14 protein-coding genes and 1 tRNA gene are annotated in these 19,016 nt (G+C 34.5%); 14 read left to right on the top strand and 1 reads right to left on the bottom strand.

Features of this window, described 5'->3' with window-relative positions:
* Positions 1-134: 134 nt before the first annotated feature.
* Positions 135-626 carry a DUF5721 family protein gene (locus DWW68_RS00890; RefSeq protein ID WP_118588544.1) on the bottom strand — a complete coding sequence of 164 codons (492 nt, stop codon included), beginning with the start codon at positions 624-626 and terminating at the stop codon, positions 135-137.
* Positions 627-766: 140 nt separating this feature from the next.
* On the opposite strand from DWW68_RS00890, the gene DWW68_RS00895 reads away from it, so the two are divergent.
* The 14 genes from DWW68_RS00895 (at position 767) to DWW68_RS00960 (ending at position 18,995) form a co-directional block, all read left to right on the top strand.
* Positions 767-839 (top strand) — tRNA-Thr (locus DWW68_RS00895).
* Between the two features lie 30 nt (positions 840-869).
* A complete protein-coding gene (locus tag DWW68_RS00900; protein ID WP_021952908.1) occupies positions 870-1,394 on the top strand; it encodes a hypothetical protein in 525 nt (174 codons plus the stop codon).
* Positions 1,384-1,821 (top strand): hypothetical protein, encoded by a 438-nt coding sequence (locus DWW68_RS00905; RefSeq protein WP_118588545.1) that lies wholly within the window; start codon positions 1,384-1,386, stop codon positions 1,819-1,821. The genes DWW68_RS00900 and DWW68_RS00905 overlap by 11 nt, the downstream gene beginning before the upstream one ends.
* Before the next feature lie 44 nt (positions 1,822-1,865).
* Positions 1,866-2,957 (top strand): aspartate-semialdehyde dehydrogenase, encoded by a 1,092-nt coding sequence (asd, locus tag DWW68_RS00910; RefSeq protein ID WP_118588546.1) that lies wholly within the window; start codon positions 1,866-1,868, stop codon positions 2,955-2,957.
* 154 nt (positions 2,958-3,111) lie between these two features.
* Complete coding sequence (locus tag DWW68_RS00915) at positions 3,112-4,074, top strand: C39 family peptidase (RefSeq protein WP_118588547.1); 963 nt, start codon at positions 3,112-3,114, stop codon at positions 4,072-4,074.
* 137 nt (positions 4,075-4,211) lie between these two features.
* Entirely contained in the window at positions 4,212-4,904 is a 693-nt protein-coding gene (locus DWW68_RS00920; protein ID WP_021952912.1) for an iron-sulfur cluster assembly scaffold protein, read from the top strand.
* A 12-nt stretch (positions 4,905-4,916) separates the two neighbouring features.
* On the top strand, positions 4,917-5,927 hold the full coding sequence (locus DWW68_RS00925; RefSeq protein ID WP_118588548.1) for a GGGtGRT protein: 1,011 nt from the start codon (positions 4,917-4,919) through the stop codon (positions 5,925-5,927).
* Positions 5,928-6,213: 286 nt separating this feature from the next.
* A complete protein-coding gene (locus tag DWW68_RS00930; RefSeq protein WP_118588549.1) occupies positions 6,214-9,651 on the top strand; it encodes a cellulase family glycosylhydrolase in 3,438 nt (1,145 codons plus the stop codon).
* 223 nt (positions 9,652-9,874) lie between these two features.
* Entirely contained in the window at positions 9,875-12,268 is a 2,394-nt protein-coding gene (locus DWW68_RS00935) for a N,N'-diacetylchitobiose phosphorylase (RefSeq protein ID WP_118588550.1), read from the top strand.
* 24 nt (positions 12,269-12,292) lie between these two features.
* Positions 12,293-13,708, top strand: coding sequence for a phosphoglucomutase/phosphomannomutase family protein (locus DWW68_RS00940; protein ID WP_118588551.1), 1,416 nt, complete (start codon positions 12,293-12,295; stop codon positions 13,706-13,708).
* 31 nt (positions 13,709-13,739) lie between these two features.
* Positions 13,740-15,575, top strand: coding sequence for a histidine kinase (locus tag DWW68_RS00945; RefSeq protein WP_021952962.1), 1,836 nt, complete (start codon positions 13,740-13,742; stop codon positions 15,573-15,575).
* 244 nt (positions 15,576-15,819) lie between these two features.
* Positions 15,820-17,118, top strand: coding sequence for an extracellular solute-binding protein (locus DWW68_RS00950; protein ID WP_199641164.1), 1,299 nt, complete (start codon positions 15,820-15,822; stop codon positions 17,116-17,118).
* Between the two features lie 101 nt (positions 17,119-17,219).
* Positions 17,220-18,116: a sugar ABC transporter permease gene (locus DWW68_RS00955; protein ID WP_118588552.1), complete on the top strand. Its 897-nt coding sequence runs from the start codon at positions 17,220-17,222 to the stop codon at positions 18,114-18,116.
* Between the two features lie 9 nt (positions 18,117-18,125).
* The gene (locus tag DWW68_RS00960) at positions 18,126-18,995 is read left to right on the top strand and encodes a carbohydrate ABC transporter permease (RefSeq protein WP_118588553.1); all 870 of its coding nucleotides are present in this window, start codon (positions 18,126-18,128) and stop codon (positions 18,993-18,995) included.
* Positions 18,996-19,016: the final 21 nt, after the last annotated feature.

Raw genomic sequence — 19,016 nt, forward strand, 5'->3', positions numbered from 1 at the left:
TCAAATCTAAAAAGAGAGGTAATCCTTCTCAATAAAGTCAATTTTAACGCACAAAAATAAAAAGTCAATACAAAATTAGCACTCGCTTCAAACGAGTGCTAAAAGTTTACTGTTTGTTAACATTTTAGAAAAAATTAGTTTTCATCACAGGAAAAATAATTGTTGAAAAACGTAAGAACCATTTTATCCCAATAATGATCTAATGTTTTATCCATGGTGAAAACATTAATGGAAGTGCCTGTTATAACTTCTAATGTATTATTTTCATATAAAACATGTATGTACAGTCCGCCTATTTGGTGTAAATCCATATCCATACCGGAGGCGTCTAGAATTTTGCCGTGATATTCCTTGGCAAGAGAAAATACCAGCTTCATTTTAGTTGGAACTTTTTTACCTTTTATGATTTCAAAGCATATATGTTTAATATCCTTCCAATATACAAAGTCATTTATTTTTGCTTCAAGTTCATCAGAATCATAAAAAGCCGCATTTATCCGTCCGTTAAGGGAGAACGAATTAGAAGTATCAATTTGTCCTTCGCATAATAAATAATTATCAAAAGTCTCCTTAACTAAAAGATGCTGCATAAAATTATTTATATCATTTACTTTAAAACTAATCATAAAAAAATTATAGCAGACAAAATACTTCACATCAAGAATGTTAAAGAAAAATACTTATTATAATGTGGTAAAATGTAATGTAAATGTAATTTTAAACTTTACATTTATATTTTAACTATGTATAATATCATTGTTTAGACGCTTCTGTAGCTCAGTTGGTAGAGCAGCTCACTCGTAATGAGCAGGTCACGTGTTCGAGTCACGCCAGGAGCTTTTATTTTTTATTAATAGTGAGGCTTTTATATGTCATACAAACCTTATAAGGTACCAAAAAACAACAATATTTATTCAAGAGGAAACAGGCAGGGAAGAAACAACAGACAAAATTCCCTAAAAGATGACAGAATAAAACTTTTTGGTTTCCGTTCAGGTGTTTCATATAAGATGATACTTGCTATTTTATATTATGGTTTTATGACGTTTTATATAATTACCGGAATCTACGGTGAAATAAAGTATTACACTTTTGAACCTATGGATGTGGTGTTGTTTGTCATAAAATATATTTTCTTTTTCATATTATTTTTTAGTCCCGCCATTTTCTTATCAGATTTTAAATATCGGGATTCGATTCCACTATTTAAAAGGAGAACGGCAGGCGCTTCCATAACAGGATTAATTATTATATGGATGTTTTGTTACTTGATGGTAAACATTAATATTTACTGTATGTCAGATACCTGGAAAAAATCCCGGGATGATTATAACAGGTATTTAATTGAACAGCGTGAAAAGACAACGCAGAGTGGAGATGTAAATGAAAAATAAGAAGATTGTAATAATTGTGTTAGCGGTTATAGTTGTAATTGCCATTGTAGCAGTTATATTTGGCATAAAAAAATCAAATAAAGATAAAGGTGACAGTAACAAGATAACCACATCAACTGCAATAAAAGAAACCACAACATACGTGGATCAGACCGTTGAAGCTTTGTCAGAAATAGTAACAGATGCACAGGGAAACGTTGTTGTGGAAACAACAAAGCCTGGTAGTGCTACAACTGAAAAGACAGGCAAAACTAAAAATGATAAAAAAAATGGCAACGTCAATGAAATGAATGATATTTTCACAAATGAAGCCATTGAAAATAAAGAAACAAAGAAAAAAAATGAGCAGAATACTACCTCTAAAACAGAAGATGAAACTAAAAAATCTGATTCAAAAAATGGAGATGGCTGGTCTGAGTTTTATTAAGTTTGTTAAATAAAATTTAAAATATATTTTTTAGGAGAGAAATTATGAAATTAGACAAAAAATTAAAAGTAGGCGTACTTGGAGCTACAGGTATGGTAGGACAGAGATTTATCACATTGCTTGATAATCATCCATGGTTTGAAGTTACAACATTGGCTGCAAGCCCACGTTCAGCAGGAAAGACATATGAAGAGGCTGTTGGAGACAGATGGAAAATGTCAGTTCCAATGCCTGAAAGTGTAAAAAAGATGATTGTACACAATGTTAATGAAGTAGAGGCAGTTGCTTCAACAGTTGACTTCGTTTTCAGTGCTGTTGACATGACAAAGGAAGAAATCAAGAAAATTGAAGAGGATTATGCAAAAACAGAAACACCTGTTGTATCAAACAACAGTGCTCACAGATGGACATCTGATGTACCAATGGTAGTTCCTGAAATTAATCCTGAACATTATGAAGTAATAGAATTCCAGAAGAAGAGACTTGGCACAACAAAAGGATTTGTTGCAGTTAAACCTAACTGTTCAATACAAAGTTATGCACCTGTTCTTACAGCATGGAAGAAATTTGAGCCTACAGAGGTTGTAGCTACAACATATCAGGCTATTTCAGGCGCCGGCAAAACATTTAAGGACTGGCCTGAAATGGTTGGAAACATTATTCCATACATTGGTGGTGAAGAAGAAAAATCAGAGCAGGAGCCACTTAGACTTTGGGGTAAGATTGTTGATGGAGAGATTGTTAAGGCTACATCACCGGTTATTACAACACAGTGTATCAGAGTACCTGTTTTAGACGGACATACGGCAGCTGTATTTGTTAAGTTTGCTAAAAAGCCTTCAAAGGAAGAATTAATTGAGGCTATGGTAAACTTTAGTGGAGAGCCGCAGAAGTTAGAACTTCCTAGTGCACCAAAGCAGTTTATTCAGTACTTAGAGGATGATAACAGACCGCAGGTAGCTTTAGACGTTAATTTTGAGCATGGAATGGGAATTTCAGTAGGACGTTTAAGAGAAGACAGTGTATACGATTACAAGTTTGTGGGATTATCACATAATACTCTTAGAGGTGCCGCAGGAGGAGCTGTATTATCAGCAGAACTTTTAGTTGCAAAGGGATATATTACAGCAAAATAATATGTAATAATTATGAGTTATTGCTTTATTTATTAAATTTGATTTTTAAAGCAATAACTCTTTTTATGTTTAAGATTAAAAAATGCAATAGTTGATACAAAAAATATACACAGAATTACTATAACTGTTTTATCAAACTTACAGGAGATTTACAATGAAACAGTCAGATTACAGAAGAGAGCAGAAAAAACTTAGAAAAATTCAAATTGCCATAACAATAAGCGGAATAATAATCAGCATTGTATTGTTAGTGGGAATTGTTCAAAATATTGCAAAACAGAATGAAAGTCATAAGTCTAAAGAAAACGCTACTAAACAGGTTGAAACTGAAAAGAAAGAGGAGACTACAGCAGAAAAGAAAAGTAAAACAAAAAAGAAATATAAGATTAGTGCTCCAAAGGAATATACAAGAACACAAATATTAAAATTTTTAAAACAATATTCAGACAGTGACGAGAATATTAAGTATTTATATGAAAATCGTGACAATTATGATACTGATTTGCTGGAAAAAGTGGCAAATAATCCTGAAATGGCGGAATTTATAGCGAACTATTTTGATTACGAATCAGAGGGCAAGCCCAAGTTGTCAAAAAATGAAAGGGCTGCTGAAGTTCCACTACTTATCCAATGGGATAAAAGGTGGGGATATAAGACCTACGGTGATTCTAATATAGGATTGGCAGGCTGTGGACCAACCTGTGTTTCAATGGTGGTGTATAGTTTAACAAGAAATGATAAGGTAACACCGGTTACAGCGGCGAAATATAGTGAAGAAAACGGATATTATGTAGAGGGAATCGGAACAGCTTGGAAGCTAATGACAACTTTTCCGGCAGAATATGGAATAAACATACATGAGGTGGGATTATCTAAGGAACGTATTGAAAGTGAATTAGATAACGGTGTACTGATTATATGTGCAATGGGTCCCGGAGACTTTACCTTAAGTGGTCATTTTATAGTTATATATGGTTATGACGATAATGGTTTAAAAATAAATGATCCAAATTGTGTTACCAGAAGCAAAAAACAATGGACATATGACAGATTGGCAACTCAAATTAAGGCTTTGTGGGGATACAAATTGGAAGAAACAAGAGAAACTCAGAAATAATAGGAAATTATTTTGATAAAAAATCATTAAAAGTATAGACTATTTTGTCATTTTATGAGAAAATATGTAGTGGTGTGGGCATTAGACAGCTTTGACCCACGATTTTATCACATATTTCGAAAGGAGTATTTATTCAAATGATTTATTCAAAAGAAGTTGAAATGATGTGTCCTGTAGCTAAGGGCGCAAAACATGAGCCGGCTCCAATTCCTGAAGAAGGAAAATGGGTTTACTCAAAAGAAATCAAAGATATTTCAGGTTTTACACATGGTGTTGGCTGGTGTGCTCCACAGCAGGGTGCTTGTAAGCTTACATTAAATGTTAAAGAAGGTATCATTGAAGAAGCATTAATCGAAACAATCGGATGTTCAGGTATGACACATTCAGCAGCTATGGCAGCTGAAGTTCTTCAGGGAAAAACAATTCTTGAAGCTTTAAATACTGACTTAGTTTGTGATGCTATCAACACAGCTATGAGAGAATTATTCTTACAGATTGTATATGGTAGAACACAGAGTGCTTTCTCAGATGACGGTCTTGTAGTAGGTGCCGGACTTGAAGATTTAGGAAAAGGTCTTCGTTCACAGGTAGGTACTATGTATGCCACAAAGGCAAAAGGTGTTAGATATCTTGAAATGGCTGAAGGCTATGTAACAGGTATCGCTCTTGATGCTGATAATGAAGTTATTGGTTACCAGTTTGTTAACTTAGGAAAGATGACAGACTTTATCAAAAAAGGTGATGATCCTACAACAGCTTGGGAAAAATCAAAAGGTCAGTACGGTCGTGTTGATGACGCTGTTAAGATTATCGACCCAAGAAAGGAATAGGAGGTAACAACAATGGCATTATTTGAATCATATGAAAGAAGAATTGACAAGATTAATTCTGTTTTAAATAGTTATGGTATTGCTTCTATTGAAGAAGCTGAAAAGATTACAAAGGACGCTGGATTAGATGTTTATGATCAGGTTAAGAAAATTCAGCCAATTTGTTTTGAAAATGCATGCTGGGCTTACACAGTAGGTGCAGCTATTGCTATTAAGAAAGGTTGTAGAAGAGCTGCTGACGCTGCTGCTGCAATCGGTGAAGGTCTTCAGGCTTTCTGTATTCCGGGTTCTGTTGCTGACCATAGAAAAGTTGGTTTAGGACATGGTAACTTAGGAAAGATGTTACTTGAAGAAGAAACAGAATGTTTCGCATTCCTTGCAGGACACGAATCATTCGCTGCAGCTGAAGGTGCTATTGGTATCGCTGAAAAGGCTAACAAAGTACGTCAGAAACCTTTAAGAGTTATTTTAAATGGTCTTGGAAAAGATGCTGCACAGATTATTTCAAGAATTAACGGTTTCACATATGTTGAAACAAAGTATGATTATAAAGAAGCAAAATTAAACATTGTATACGAAAAGCCATATTCAACAGGTCTTCGTGCAACAGTTAAATGTTATGGTGCTGATGATGTTCAGGAAGGTGTTGCAATTATGCATCATGAAAATGTTGGTGTTTCTATTACAGGTAACTCAACTAACCCAACAAGATTCCAGCATCCTGTAGCAGGTACATACAAGAAAGAATGTATCGAACAGGGTAAGAAGTACTTCTCAGTAGCATCAGGTGGTGGTACAGGACGTACACTTCATCCGGATAACATGGCTGCAGGTCCTGCTTCATATGGTATGACAGATACATTAGGACGTATGCATTCAGATGCTCAGTTCGCAGGTTCTTCATCAGTTCCGGCTCACGTTGAAATGATGGGACTTATCGGAATGGGTAACAACCCAATGGTTGGTGCTACAGTTGCTGTTGCTGTTTCCGTACAGCAGGCTGCTGATGAAGGCAAATTTTAATTAAAACTTTGATTTTATAAGGAATTTAGAGACTCTTGTAGATTTTGACAGGAGTCTCTTTTTTGTGCCTACAAGTCAATACCGCGTAAAAGTCTACGAGAAGTCTACAGAATTTTATTTTATAAAGTATTGACTTCAATAAAATTAATTCGATGTAATCTAAAATTTAGGTATGTATTTTTTAGTGTACTCATAAAATAAAATCGTTTCATCTAAAATATGAACCGTTGTTAGGGATAATCCTTAGTTGTAAAATTAATGTAACAGATTTTACAAGGAGTAATTTATGAGACGTTTAAAAAGAATGGGAAGAAAATTTGTCAGTGCAGCTCTTGCTTTGACAATGACACTAGGACTGGTAGCTACGGGAAATATTGCAAACATTACACAGGTGAAGGCAGCATCAGCCCTTGGATTAAATGATTTTTTAAAGGTAAACGGAACGCAAATAAGAAAATCAAAGGGAAGTGGCGATGTTGTATATTTGCGTGGAACCAACGCAGGTGGATGGCTTGTTCAGGAAAACTGGATGAATCCCACTAATGCATCAGATCAAAGAACAATGATGGACACTTTAGCTAACAGATTTGGTTCTTCAAAGAGAGATGAACTGGTAGCAACATATGAAGACAATTACTGGACAACACAGGATTTTGATAATTGTGCTGAAATGGGTATGAGTGTTATCAGACTACCTTTTACATATATGAATTTATGTGATGATAATGGTAATTTAAAGTCTAATGCCTTTGATAGATTGGATTGGTTTGTAAGTAACTGTAGTTCAAGAGGAATGTATGTAATACTGGATATGCACGGAGCATTTGGTTCGCAAAATGGTATGGATCATTCCGGTGAGGTAAATGATGGTACGCAGTTATATTACAATCAAAGCAATAAAAATAAAACATTGAATTTGTGGAAAAGCATAGCTGAACATTTTAAGGGAAATCCTGCTGTAGCAGCTTATGATATTTTAAATGAACCGGGAATCAAAGCGGCTGCAACATATAGTCTTCAGTGGGACTTTTACAATGAGATATATAACGCAATACGTTCAAAAGATTCAGATCATATTATTATAATGGAATCATGTTGGGATGCAGATAATCTTCCGAGACCATCACAGTACGGATGGACAAATGTTGCATATGAATACCATTATTATCCATGGAATGCACAAAACAGCAGTTCCGCCCAGCAATCGTATTTTTCAGGAAAAGTTTCTGATATTTCAAGTCACAATTATGGTGTACCGACTTTTGTAGGAGAATTTACGTGTTTTGAACAGGAACAGGGTTGGAAGACTGCTATGTCTACATTTAACAGCCAGGGATGGCATTGGACAACATGGTCTTACAAGGTTACCGGAAACAGTTCGTGGGGTATTTATAATCATAGTCCGCAATCAGTTGATATATATAATGATTCAGCAGATACCATTAAAAATAAATGGTCAGCTGTAGGAACATCATCAGTATGGAAAAACAATATGATATATAATGTTGTGAAGGAATATTTACCGGGTAAGGTTTCATCTACAGGTGGAAGCAGTTCATCAGATAATAATTCATCAGGCAGTAACACATCAGGTGTTGCAACATTTTATGAACATTCAAATTATGGAGGCTGGTCTGTATCATTAGGTGAAGGCTCACATAATTATAGTGACATAATATCAGCCGGAATTAAGAATGATGCAATTTCATCTATTAGAGTATCGTCGGGATATAAGGTAACAATATATAATGATGCAGATTTTAAAGGTGACAAAAAGGAATTTACCTCAGATGCATCATATGTGGGTGATGATTTAAATGACAAAACATCATCAATTAAAATTGAAAAAATTAATAATTCAAGTTCAACATCTTATGCAGCAATAAAGTTGTCTGATGGTAAATATAGCATTAAATCAATAGCAAATGAAAAGTATGTTGTTGCGGAAAATGGTGGAAGCGACCCACTTATGGCTAACAGAGACAGTTATAGTGGAGCATGGGAAACATTCTTTATTGAAAATAATAGTGATGGAACAGTTAATATTAAAGCGGAGGCTAATAACAAATATGTATGTGCTGTTTTAGATGAAGAAAACCAGCTTACTCCAAGAAGCGACAGCCCAAGTACATGGGAAAAATTCCAAATATACAAAATTAAAGATGGCGAATATGGAATTAGAAGTGCTGAAAACGGCAAATACGTTAAGGCGGATTTAGATAATGGTGGAAAATTAGTTGCAGGAAGTGATTCAATAGCAGGGGCATGGGAAGCATTTGTAATTGAAAAAGTAGGAGATTCAACATCCTCGGATGCAAAAGCATTTTTCTATGAACATTCAAACTATGGAGGCTGGTCAGTGTCCTTAGGTGTAGGTTCATATAATTACAGTGATATTTTAGCTGCTGGAATTAAAAATGATGCAATTTCATCTTTAAAAGTTCCATCAGGTTATAAAGTTACCCTATATAATGATGCTGATTTTAAGGGTTCCAGTAAAGATTTTACATCAGATGCATCATATGTAGGTGATGATTTAAATGATAAGACTTCGTCTATCAAAATAGAAAAAATCGGAAGTTCTAATACATCATCATATTCTACTGCCAACCTTTCAAATGGCAAATATAGTATCAAATCAATAGCAAATGAAAAGTATGTTGTTGCAGAAAATGGTGGAAGTGACCCGCTTATGGCTAACAGGGATAGTTACAGCGGAGCATGGGAAACATTCTTTATTGAGAATAATGGTGATGGAACAGTTAATATTAAAGCTGAAGCAAATAACAAATATGCATGTGCTGTTTTAGATGAAGAAAACCAGCTCACTTCAAGAAGTGACAGCCCAAGTACATGGGAAAAATTCCAAATATACAAAATTAAAGACGGAGAATATGGAATTAGAAGTGCTGAAAATGGCAAATACGTTAAGTCAGACTTAAATAATGGTGGAAAATTAATTGCAGGAAGTGACTCAATAGCAGGAGCATGGGAAGCATTTGTAATTGAAAAGGTAGGAGATTCAACTTCCAATGTGTCATCTAATGCAAAGGCAACTTTCTGTGAGCATTCAGATTATGGTGGATGGTCAGTTTCATTAGGCGAGGGAAAATATGATTATAGTGCCATGGTTGCAGCGGGAATTAAAAACGACCAGATTTCATCAGTTAAAGTTCCTGACGGATATAGAGTAATATTATATAATGATGCAGGATTTTCAGGAGGGGCTAAAACGCTTTTACAGGATGCATCAGGACTGGGAGACTTTAACGACAAAACATCATCTATAATTATTGAAAAAGTTGACAGAGTTAATTTTAATAACGCAGATACATATATTACATCAATTGCCAATGGAAAAGTTGTTTGTGCTGAAAACGGAGGTAGTGATACTATTGTAGCTAACCGTTCATCATGTGGTGGAGCATGGGAATCATTCCAAATAGTTACAAATGACGACGGAACAGTATCCTTAAGATCAGTTTCTAATGGAAAATATGTGTGTGCCGTAATTGATGAGAAATGTCAGTTATTACCAAGAAGTGATAGTATAGGAACGTGGGAAAAGTTCATTATTGAAAAAATATCCGATGGTGAATATGCATTATATTCCATAGCTAACGGTAAGTATGTTCAGGCTAATCTAAATGATGGTGGTAAGTTATATGCTATAAGTGATACTGTTGCAGGAGCATGGGAAGCATTTAAGATTAACAAACTTTAACAAAATGTATATGTAGTTTAAATTACAAAAGGGACACCTCAATAATGGTGTCTCTTTTTATATTGCAAAGTTTTCAATTACATCTTAAAAATTTTATATGTAAAAAGGTATTAATTCGCCAAATTTAGAAAAGTAATAAACAACCCCAGTCATTCTTTTTATTTCTATTCATGTTTATAATGAACAGTGAAAAGGAAATCTTACAAGAAAAATGGAGGAGTATATGAGATACGGACATTTTGACAATGAGAAAAAAGAGTATGTTATAGATAATGTAGCACTACCTGCATCATGGACTAATTATCTCGGAGTAAAGGATACATGTGTCGTTATAAATCATACGGCAGGTGGATATATGTTTTATAAATCACCGGAATATCACAGAGTTACAAGATTTAGGGGAAATGCAGTTCCAATGGACAGACCGGGACATTATGTATATATAAGGGATAATGACAATGGAGACTATTTTAGTATTTCATGGCAGCCGGTAGGGAAGCCTCTTGATAAGGCACAGTACAAATGCCGTCACGGACTTTCTTATTCCATATATGAGTGTCTTTACGACAAAATAAAAGCAAGTCAGAGAATGACGGTTCCCATGGATGATGATGTAGAATTATGGGATGTTGTAATAAAAAATACTGATGATAAGCCAAGAAACCTAAGCATTTTTTCATACTGTGAATTTTCATTCCATCATATTATGATTGATAATCAGAATTTCCAAATGAGTTTGTATTGCGCAGGTTCATCCTACGAGGATGGAGTTATAGAGCATGATTTGTTCTATGAAGAGTTTGGGTATCAGTATTTCACATCAAATTTTGAGCCGGATGGATTTGATTGTTTAAGGGATAAATTCATCGGTTTGTATCATACAGAAGACAATCCTATAGCAGTTGTTAATGGAAAATGCAGTGGCTCTTTTGAAAAGGGAAACAATCATTGCGGTTCGTTACAAAAAAATATCATTCTTGAGCCGGGCGAAGAAATACGTTTAGTATTTATGCTGGGAGAAGGTAATAGAGAAAAAGGAAAAGAAATAAGGGAAAAATATTCTAACTTTGAAAATGTGGATAATTCATATAAGCAGTTAGAAGAATATTGGGCAGATAAAATGTCCCGTCTTCAGATTAATACACCAAACGAAGGCATGAATACCATGATTAATATCTGGAATTTATATCAGTCTGAAGTTAACATTATGTTTTCAAGATTTGCTTCCTTTATTGAGTTAGGCGGAAGAACGGGATTAGGATACAGGGATACGGCACAGGATTCCATGACTATTCCTCATTCAAATCCGGAAAAATGTAAAGAAAGAATTCTACAGCTTCTAAACGGACTGGTATCAGAGGGCTATGGATTACATTTATTCTCCCCGGAATGGTTTGAAAAGAAAGAGGAAAAGAAAAAGCCTTTCAAATCACCAACGGTTATTCCGGGAATTAATAAAAAAGACATTATTCACGGTATAGAAGATGCATGTTCAGATGATGCATTATGGTTGATACCATCTATAGTTGAATACATAAAGGAAACAGGAGATTTAGCCTTTGCTGACAGGGAAGTTGATTATGCAGATAAAGGAAGAGACCGTGTATATGACCATATGAAGAGTATACTTGATTTTTCTGACAGAGAAGTAGGAAAGACCGGTGTGTGTAAGGGTCTTAGGGCTGACTGGAATGACTGCCTTAATTTAGGCGGTGGAGAAAGTGCAATGGTTTCATTCCTTCATTATTGGGCAATTAACAGCTTTTTAGAGTTGGCAGGGTATTTAGGAAGAGATGATGACGTAGAAAAGTATACAGCCATGGCATGTAAGGTTAAAAAAGTATGCGAAACACAGCTTTGGGACGGAGACTGGTATATAAGAGGAATAACAAAGAATCTTAAGAAAATCGGAACAAAGAATGATGTGGAAGGAAAGGTTCATTTGGAAAGTAATGCCTGGGCAGTTTTATCAGGAGCTTCTGATTATGAACGGGGCATAAAGGCAATGGACAGTGTTCACAAGTACCTTGCAACAAAATACGGAATTATGCTTAACGCACCATCATATACAGTTCCGGATGATGACATTGGATTTGTTACACGAGTATATCCGGGAGTAAAGGAGAATGGTTCTATATTCTCTCATCCAAATCCATGGGCATGGGCTGCTGAATGTGTCCTGGGACGTGGTGACCGTGCAATGGAATATTACAATTCACTTTGTCCGTATAACCAGAATGATATGATTGAAATCAGGGAATCAGAGCCTTATTCCTACTGTCAGTTTATTATGGGGAAGGATCACACAGCCTTTGGCCGTGCAAGACATCCGTTTATGACGGGTTCCGGTGGATGGTCATATTTCTCGGCAACAAGATATATGCTGGGTATCAGACCTGATTTTGACAAACTGGAAATCAATCCATGTATACCGGCAGACTGGAAGCAATTTTCTGCAGTAAGAAAATGGAGAGGAGCTACTTATAATATCACAGTACTTAATCCTGATGCTGTTATGAAAGGAGTTAAGGGAATAAAGGTAAATGGTGAAATTGTTCCTGAAATAAGGGTATTACCGGAAGGAACCGTAAATGAAATAGAAGTGGTTTTAGGATAAAAGTTATAAGAAAGGAAGGAAACTATGATTAAGTTTGGAACCGGTGGATGGAGAGCAGTTATTGGTGATGAATTTATCAAATCTAACATTCAGTTATTAGCAAAGGCTATGTGCAACAAAATGAAGGCTGAAAATAAGACAGATAAAGGAATTATAATTGGTTATGACAAAAGGTTTTTGTCAAAGGAAGCAATGCAGTGGATGGGACAGGTATTTGCAGCTGAAGGTATTGAAACTTTACTTGTAAATAAATCAGCACCAACACCTCTTCTTATGTTTTATGTAGAAAAGCATGAATTGCCTTACGGAATGATGGTTACTGCAAGTCATAACCCTGCAATTTACAATGGTGTAAAGGTATTTACATATGGTGGTAGAGATGCAGATGAGCATCAGACAAAAGAAATAGAGGATTATGCTTCAAAAATTAATCCGGATGATATTAAGGAAATGAATTATGAGGAAGCAAAAAAGGAAGGACTTATAAAGGAAGTATATCCTTTAAATGAATATTTAGATAACATCATTGCAGCTGTGGATATGAAAAAAATCAAGGAAGCAGGATTAAGAGTGGCTCTTGATCCAATGTATGGGGTATCTGAAATACCTCTTAAGACATTACTTCTTACGGCAAGGTGTGATGTAGAAACAATTCATGACAGACATGATACACTTTTTGGCGGAAAACTCCCATCACCTACGGCATCAACATTAAGAGGTCTGATAACAAGAGTTATGGATTATAACTTTGATATTGGTATAGCTACAGATGGTGATGCCGATAGGATAGGTGTTATAGATGATACAGGAAGATTTTTGCATCCAAATGATATACTTGTGTTATTATATTATTATCTGGTAAAATACAAGGGATGGCATGGAGCTGTAGTTAGAAATGTAGCTACAACCCATATGCTTGACAAGGTTGCAAAGAAATTTGGCGAGGAATGTTATGAAGTGCCGGTTGGTTTTAAGTATATTTCAGCAAAAATGACAGAAGTTAATGCTGTAATTGGTGGTGAGTCATCCGGTGGTCTGACGGTTAGAGGACATATAAATGGAAAAGACGGTATATATGCTGCAATGCTTCTTATTGAGATGATTGCTGTAACCGGAAGAAAAATTTCAGAAATCTATAAGGATATTGAAGCAGAATGCGGAAGTATCTACATGGAAGAGAGAGATTACAAGTTTAGTCCTCAAAAGAAAGAAGAAATTCATGAACTTTTAATGATTGAAAAGAAGTTACCGGAATTGCCATATGAAATAGATCATGTATCCTATATGGATGGATGCAAGGTATACTTTAAGAATGGTGGCTGGGTAATTGGAAGATTCTCGGGTACAGAACCTCTTATTAGAATTTTCTGTGAAATGCCTGAGAAGGATGATGCGATTAAAGTATGTGAAATATTTGAAAAATTCCTTGGCCTGAAATAATAAATAGACGTTAAGGAGAATTATTAGGACAATGGACAAGGCAGGAAAAAACGGAAAGATGTCAACAAAATTCAACAATATCAAGGCTTCATTTAATGTAAATCAGTTTAAACAATCTGATTTAACAAGGGGAATGATAAGGGTTATTTTAATGTGTTGGTTTATACCGTGTCTTGCTTTGGCTATTGTTCTTTTTTATGTGGCAGAAACCAAAACTAACGAGCAGATAAATGATACTGTAAATACTTCCATGGAGAATGCTGCTGAAATTTGCAGAACCAATATTATGGCGGCAATTGAAGAGTCTAAAAGAGCCTCTTATGATGGAGTTATAAGAGACAGTTATAATTCATATAAAAAAAACGGCAATGATGCCCAGATGTATGATGAAATATCGTCATATCTGAATAATACCTACAAATATAGCGCCTTAATATCAAATACCATATTATTGTTTAATATGAAAACTCCATATCAGTATTATGCATATAGCAATATGGCAGGTTCTACATATGCTAACATTAATGAATTTATGGCAAATGCACTTTCAACTGTAAGTAGTGTGGCAAAAAATCTTGGAACAGGAACTAAATTTGTTGAAATCTCGAATCACTTATATCTTATTAGAAACATTGTTAATAGTCAGTATAAGCCAATAGCAATTCTTGTAATGGAAATTAACAAAAGTTACATATTTAAAAGTATTGATAATGTGGTATGGGCGCAGGATTCATTAATTTATCTGGAAAATGATATGATTAAGAATTGCAGCTCCTTAGACACAATGGATAGAAAAAAATTATTATATTTTGCCAATGAAAAAGTTATGAACGGTGAAGGAATAACCGATTCAGTTCTTAAATATGGATGCAATAAAAATAAAGGTATGTCATATATCACAATGTCAGTTAATAATCAAAGGCTTTCCTTTGTAATAAAACTTGACAGAGTTGGAATGTTAAGTGAAAATAACGTGGCAGTTTATGTATATATCATAATTATTTTATTATTGATTCCATTATTCTTTGCAACATTTTATTATTTTTATACCAATGTAAGTAAGCCTATATCAAGTCTTGTAAAAGCATCTGAAAAAATTGAAAATGGAGAATATGGATACGAAATATCAGATTTTAACAAGAAAAATGAATTTGGTACGCTTATTGATACCTTTAATCATATGTCCGTAAGTCTTGAACAATCTTTTGAGAGGATTTATGCTGAAGAAATTGCCGTAAGGGATGCAAAAATGCAGGCATTGCAGTCTCAGATTAATCCCCATTTTCTTAACAATACGTTGGAAATTATTAACTGGAAAGCAAGGATAGCCGGCAACAACGATGTAAGTAAAATGATTGAATCGTTAAGTGTTATGATGGAAGCAACAATGAACAGAAATAATGAGTCCTTCATTTCAATAAAAAAAGAGATGGATTATGTTAATGCATATTTGTATATTATTGTTCAGCGATTTGGAAGTAAGTTTCAGTTTAAAAAAGAGGTGGATGAGACATTATTTAATATAAACATTCCAAGATTAATTGTTCAGCCTTTAGTTGAAAATATGGTGGAACATGGTGGTGATATTTATGGCAACAGAATTGGAAAGCTAAAAATATATGAAAAAGAGGATTACTTATATATTGTTGTTGAAAATAATGGAAATATAAGTGAGCATGACAGGAAACAGATAGACAGTCTTCTTAACGATATGGGAAATATTAAAAATCATTCTCATATAGGAATAAGAAATGTAAATAAACGATTAAAGATACTTTATGGGGAAGATAGTGGATTGACAATATCTAATCCCCAGGATAATTTAACGGTAAGTGAGATTAAAATAAAAAAGAGCAAATTAAGCTGATTCTTGTAAAATTGTACTTTGTTGAAAGAGTAACGAACAACAACAGACAAAAAATGGCAATTATAAACAAAAACACCACTTTTTTTGTAATAAAATAACCAAATAATATCAAGAAAATACCAATAAGATACATTCACTTATTGGTATTTTTTGTGTAAAATAATTAATGTAAATCAAATAAATGAATCATCGTCATACATAATATACAAAAATGCTGATTCATAAGAATAAGGAGGATTTAATTATGAGAAAAGCGCTAGCTTTAGTATTATGCGGTGCTATGGCAGTATCAATGGTCGGATGCGGTAGCAGCAATTCTGGTAAAAAAACCAGTGATGAAACAAGTAAGAAATCAGTTAAGTTGAGCGTTACAACAACTTATGCAGGTGAGGACACAAATGCACAGAATTACAAAGATGCAGTAGCAGCCTGGGAAAGCAAGACCGGAAACAAGGTTGATGACAGTTCAGCAACATCTGATGAAACATTTAAGTCAAGAATTACAACAGACTTTGAAACAGGTTCAGAACCTGATGTATTATTCTTCTTTAACGGAGTTGATTCAAATCAGTTCGTTGAACAGGGCAAGGTAGTTTCAGTTGATGAGATTAGAAAAGAATATCCTGATTATGCAAGCAATATGAAGGATGATATGCTTGGCGCATCACCTGTAGATGGAAAGAATTATTCAATTCCTGTTAATGGTTTCTGGGAAGGAATGTTTGTAAACAAAGAAGTTCTTAAAAAAGCAGGAGTAGATGTTCCAACAAAAGACACTACATGGGATGAATTTTTACAGATGTGTGAGAAAATCAAGAAAGCAGGATATACACCAATTGCTGCATCATTACTTGAAATTCCACATTATTGGTTTGAATATTCAATTTACAACTTTGATTCACCTACAACACATAACACAGTTCCTGCTAAGGTAGATGATGCTGCAGGAAAAGCATGGGTTAGTGGTTTAGAGGATATTAAAACATTATACGAAAAAGGATATTTCCCGGCTAATACATTAACAGCAAAAGACGACGAAACATTCCAGTTATTCACAAACGACAAGGCAGCTTTCCTTTGCGATGGCTCATGGAAAGTCGGTGGTATTGAAAGTGCTGTTAAGGACCCGGAAAACTATACAGTAACATATGTACCTGGTAAGGGTGATCGTAAATCAACAGATATTATTGGTGGTATTTCAATGGGATACTACATTACAAAGAAAGCATGGGATGATCCTGAAAAACGTGCTGCAGCTGTTGATTTTGTAGAGTATATGACAAGCGATGAAATGGTATCTAAATTTGCAGGTACAGGTGTAACAGCATTAAAGAATGGAACAACACCGGCAGATAATATGACTGCTCTTTCAAAAGATGCTGTAACATTTAGTGCAGGTGTAACAGCAATTTCACCTGCTGTTCAGGATAACTTATCAGAAGCAGTAAGAAAGCCGATCTTTGGTGAAATGTCATCAATAGTACAGGGCAAAACAGCCGTTAAGGATGCAGTACAGGCAGTTATCGACAAGCTTGGTGAATAATATTTATAAATAAAGCAGAAGCTTTATAAAATAAATTTGAAACCTACAGGGGTTGTTGGTAAACAGCAACCCCTTATATTTTAGAAAGGTTAATGGAGAAAATGGATTCAAGAATTTACAAAAATAAAAAAATGATAATATTTTTCCTTATACCGGCATTCATTTTCATGTTTGTTTTCCTGTATTACCCATTTGTTCAAAACATAATAAACAGTTTTCAGCATATTAAATACATGGGAACGGCATCTGCTGAGTGGAATAAACCATTTTATATAAATTATATTAAAATATTTCAAGATCCTAAAATGCTTATAGCTTTGAAAAATACAGGAATCATGATAGTTGCAACAATACTTGGAGAGGTAGGAATTGCGCTTATCTTATCACTTCTTGTAAGCAACATCAGGAAAGGTTCAGGATTTTTCAGAGTTGTATATTTCTTCCCAATCGTTGTTTCGGCAACGGCGCTTGGTTTGCTGTTTAACCTTATCTTTCTTTATGATAAAGGTATGATTAACCAGGTTTTACAGTTTGTTGGTTATTTAGACGCCTCAACTAATGAACTTATTGACTGGAAAGCAGACCACGCAATATTTACCATGTTGGTACCGGTTATATGGCAATATGTTGGATTTTACTTCATCATATTGCTAACCGGGCTAAGTGGAATACCGGAAGAATTATATGAGGCGGCGTCAATTGACGGAGCAACAAAACTTCAACGTGCAAGATACATTACATTACCACTTCTTAGAAATAGTATTTGTACATGTGTGGTTCTTGCAGTTACAGGTGCTCTTAAAGTATTTGATTTACCATGGACAATGTTCCCGAATGGTATGTCAGATACATGGTTGACAGGTACATATATGTATGACAATGTATTCTCTGATGTTGACTTTGCGGCAGCAATCGGTGTAATCATTGTTATAATCGGTGTAGTGTTATCCGTTGTGGTTAATAAAATATTTAAAACTAAAAGTGATTATGAAGTGTAGGAGGTAAAGATGGAGAATAAAACCAAAGCAAGTAAAATAAAAATTTCTACAATAATCATCTATATCTTCCTTATTGCATGGGCAATGACAACAATTTTTCCATTAATATGGTCAATTTTAAACTCATTTAAGGATAGAAAGGCTATATATAGTAATTCCTTTTCACTTCCTTTTGGAGATTTGTTTTCATTGGATAATTATGTAAAAATATTTGACAATTACGATATTATAAGTGCATATAAAAACAGTTTCATTATTTCAGGAACAGTGGCTGTGGTTGTTATTTTGTTATCGGGAATGGCTGCTTATGTACTTACAAGATACAAATTTAAAGGAAAAGGTATTCTTCTGGCGCTTTTGTATGCGGGAATGATGTTCCCAATTTATTCCACAATTATTCCGGTATTCAGATTAGAATCTGCATGGGGATTAGTTAATACAAATAGCGTTGGTGCACATCTTTTATCGGTAATTTTACCGCAGATTGCAGGTAATATGTCATTTGCCATTATTGTATTATCAAGTTATATACAGGGATTGCCTGTTGAATTAGAAGAAGCAGCATATATGGAAGGATGTAACATATTCCAGATTTATTTTAAAGTTATAATGCCTCTTAGCAAGCCATCATTTGTTACGGTAGGAATATTTAGTTTCCTATGGAGTTACAATGATTTGTTCACACAGATGTTCTTCTTAAGAACAAAGGAGAACTGGGCAATTACGGTTTTACTTAATAACATATCTTCAAAAGAGGGTGTAAACTACGGAATGTTATTTGCTTCCGTTACATTAATAGTTGTTCCGGTACTTGTTGTTTACTTATGTTTACAGAAGTACATTATTAAAGGAATGACTGTAGGTGCCGTAAAGGGTTAAAAAATTTGCCATTTTGTGTTA

Origin of the sequence: Eubacterium sp. AF16-48 (assembly GCF_003479405.1) — a bacterium.
Lineage (GTDB): Bacteria > Bacillota > Clostridia > Lachnospirales > Lachnospiraceae > Eubacterium_G > Eubacterium_G segne.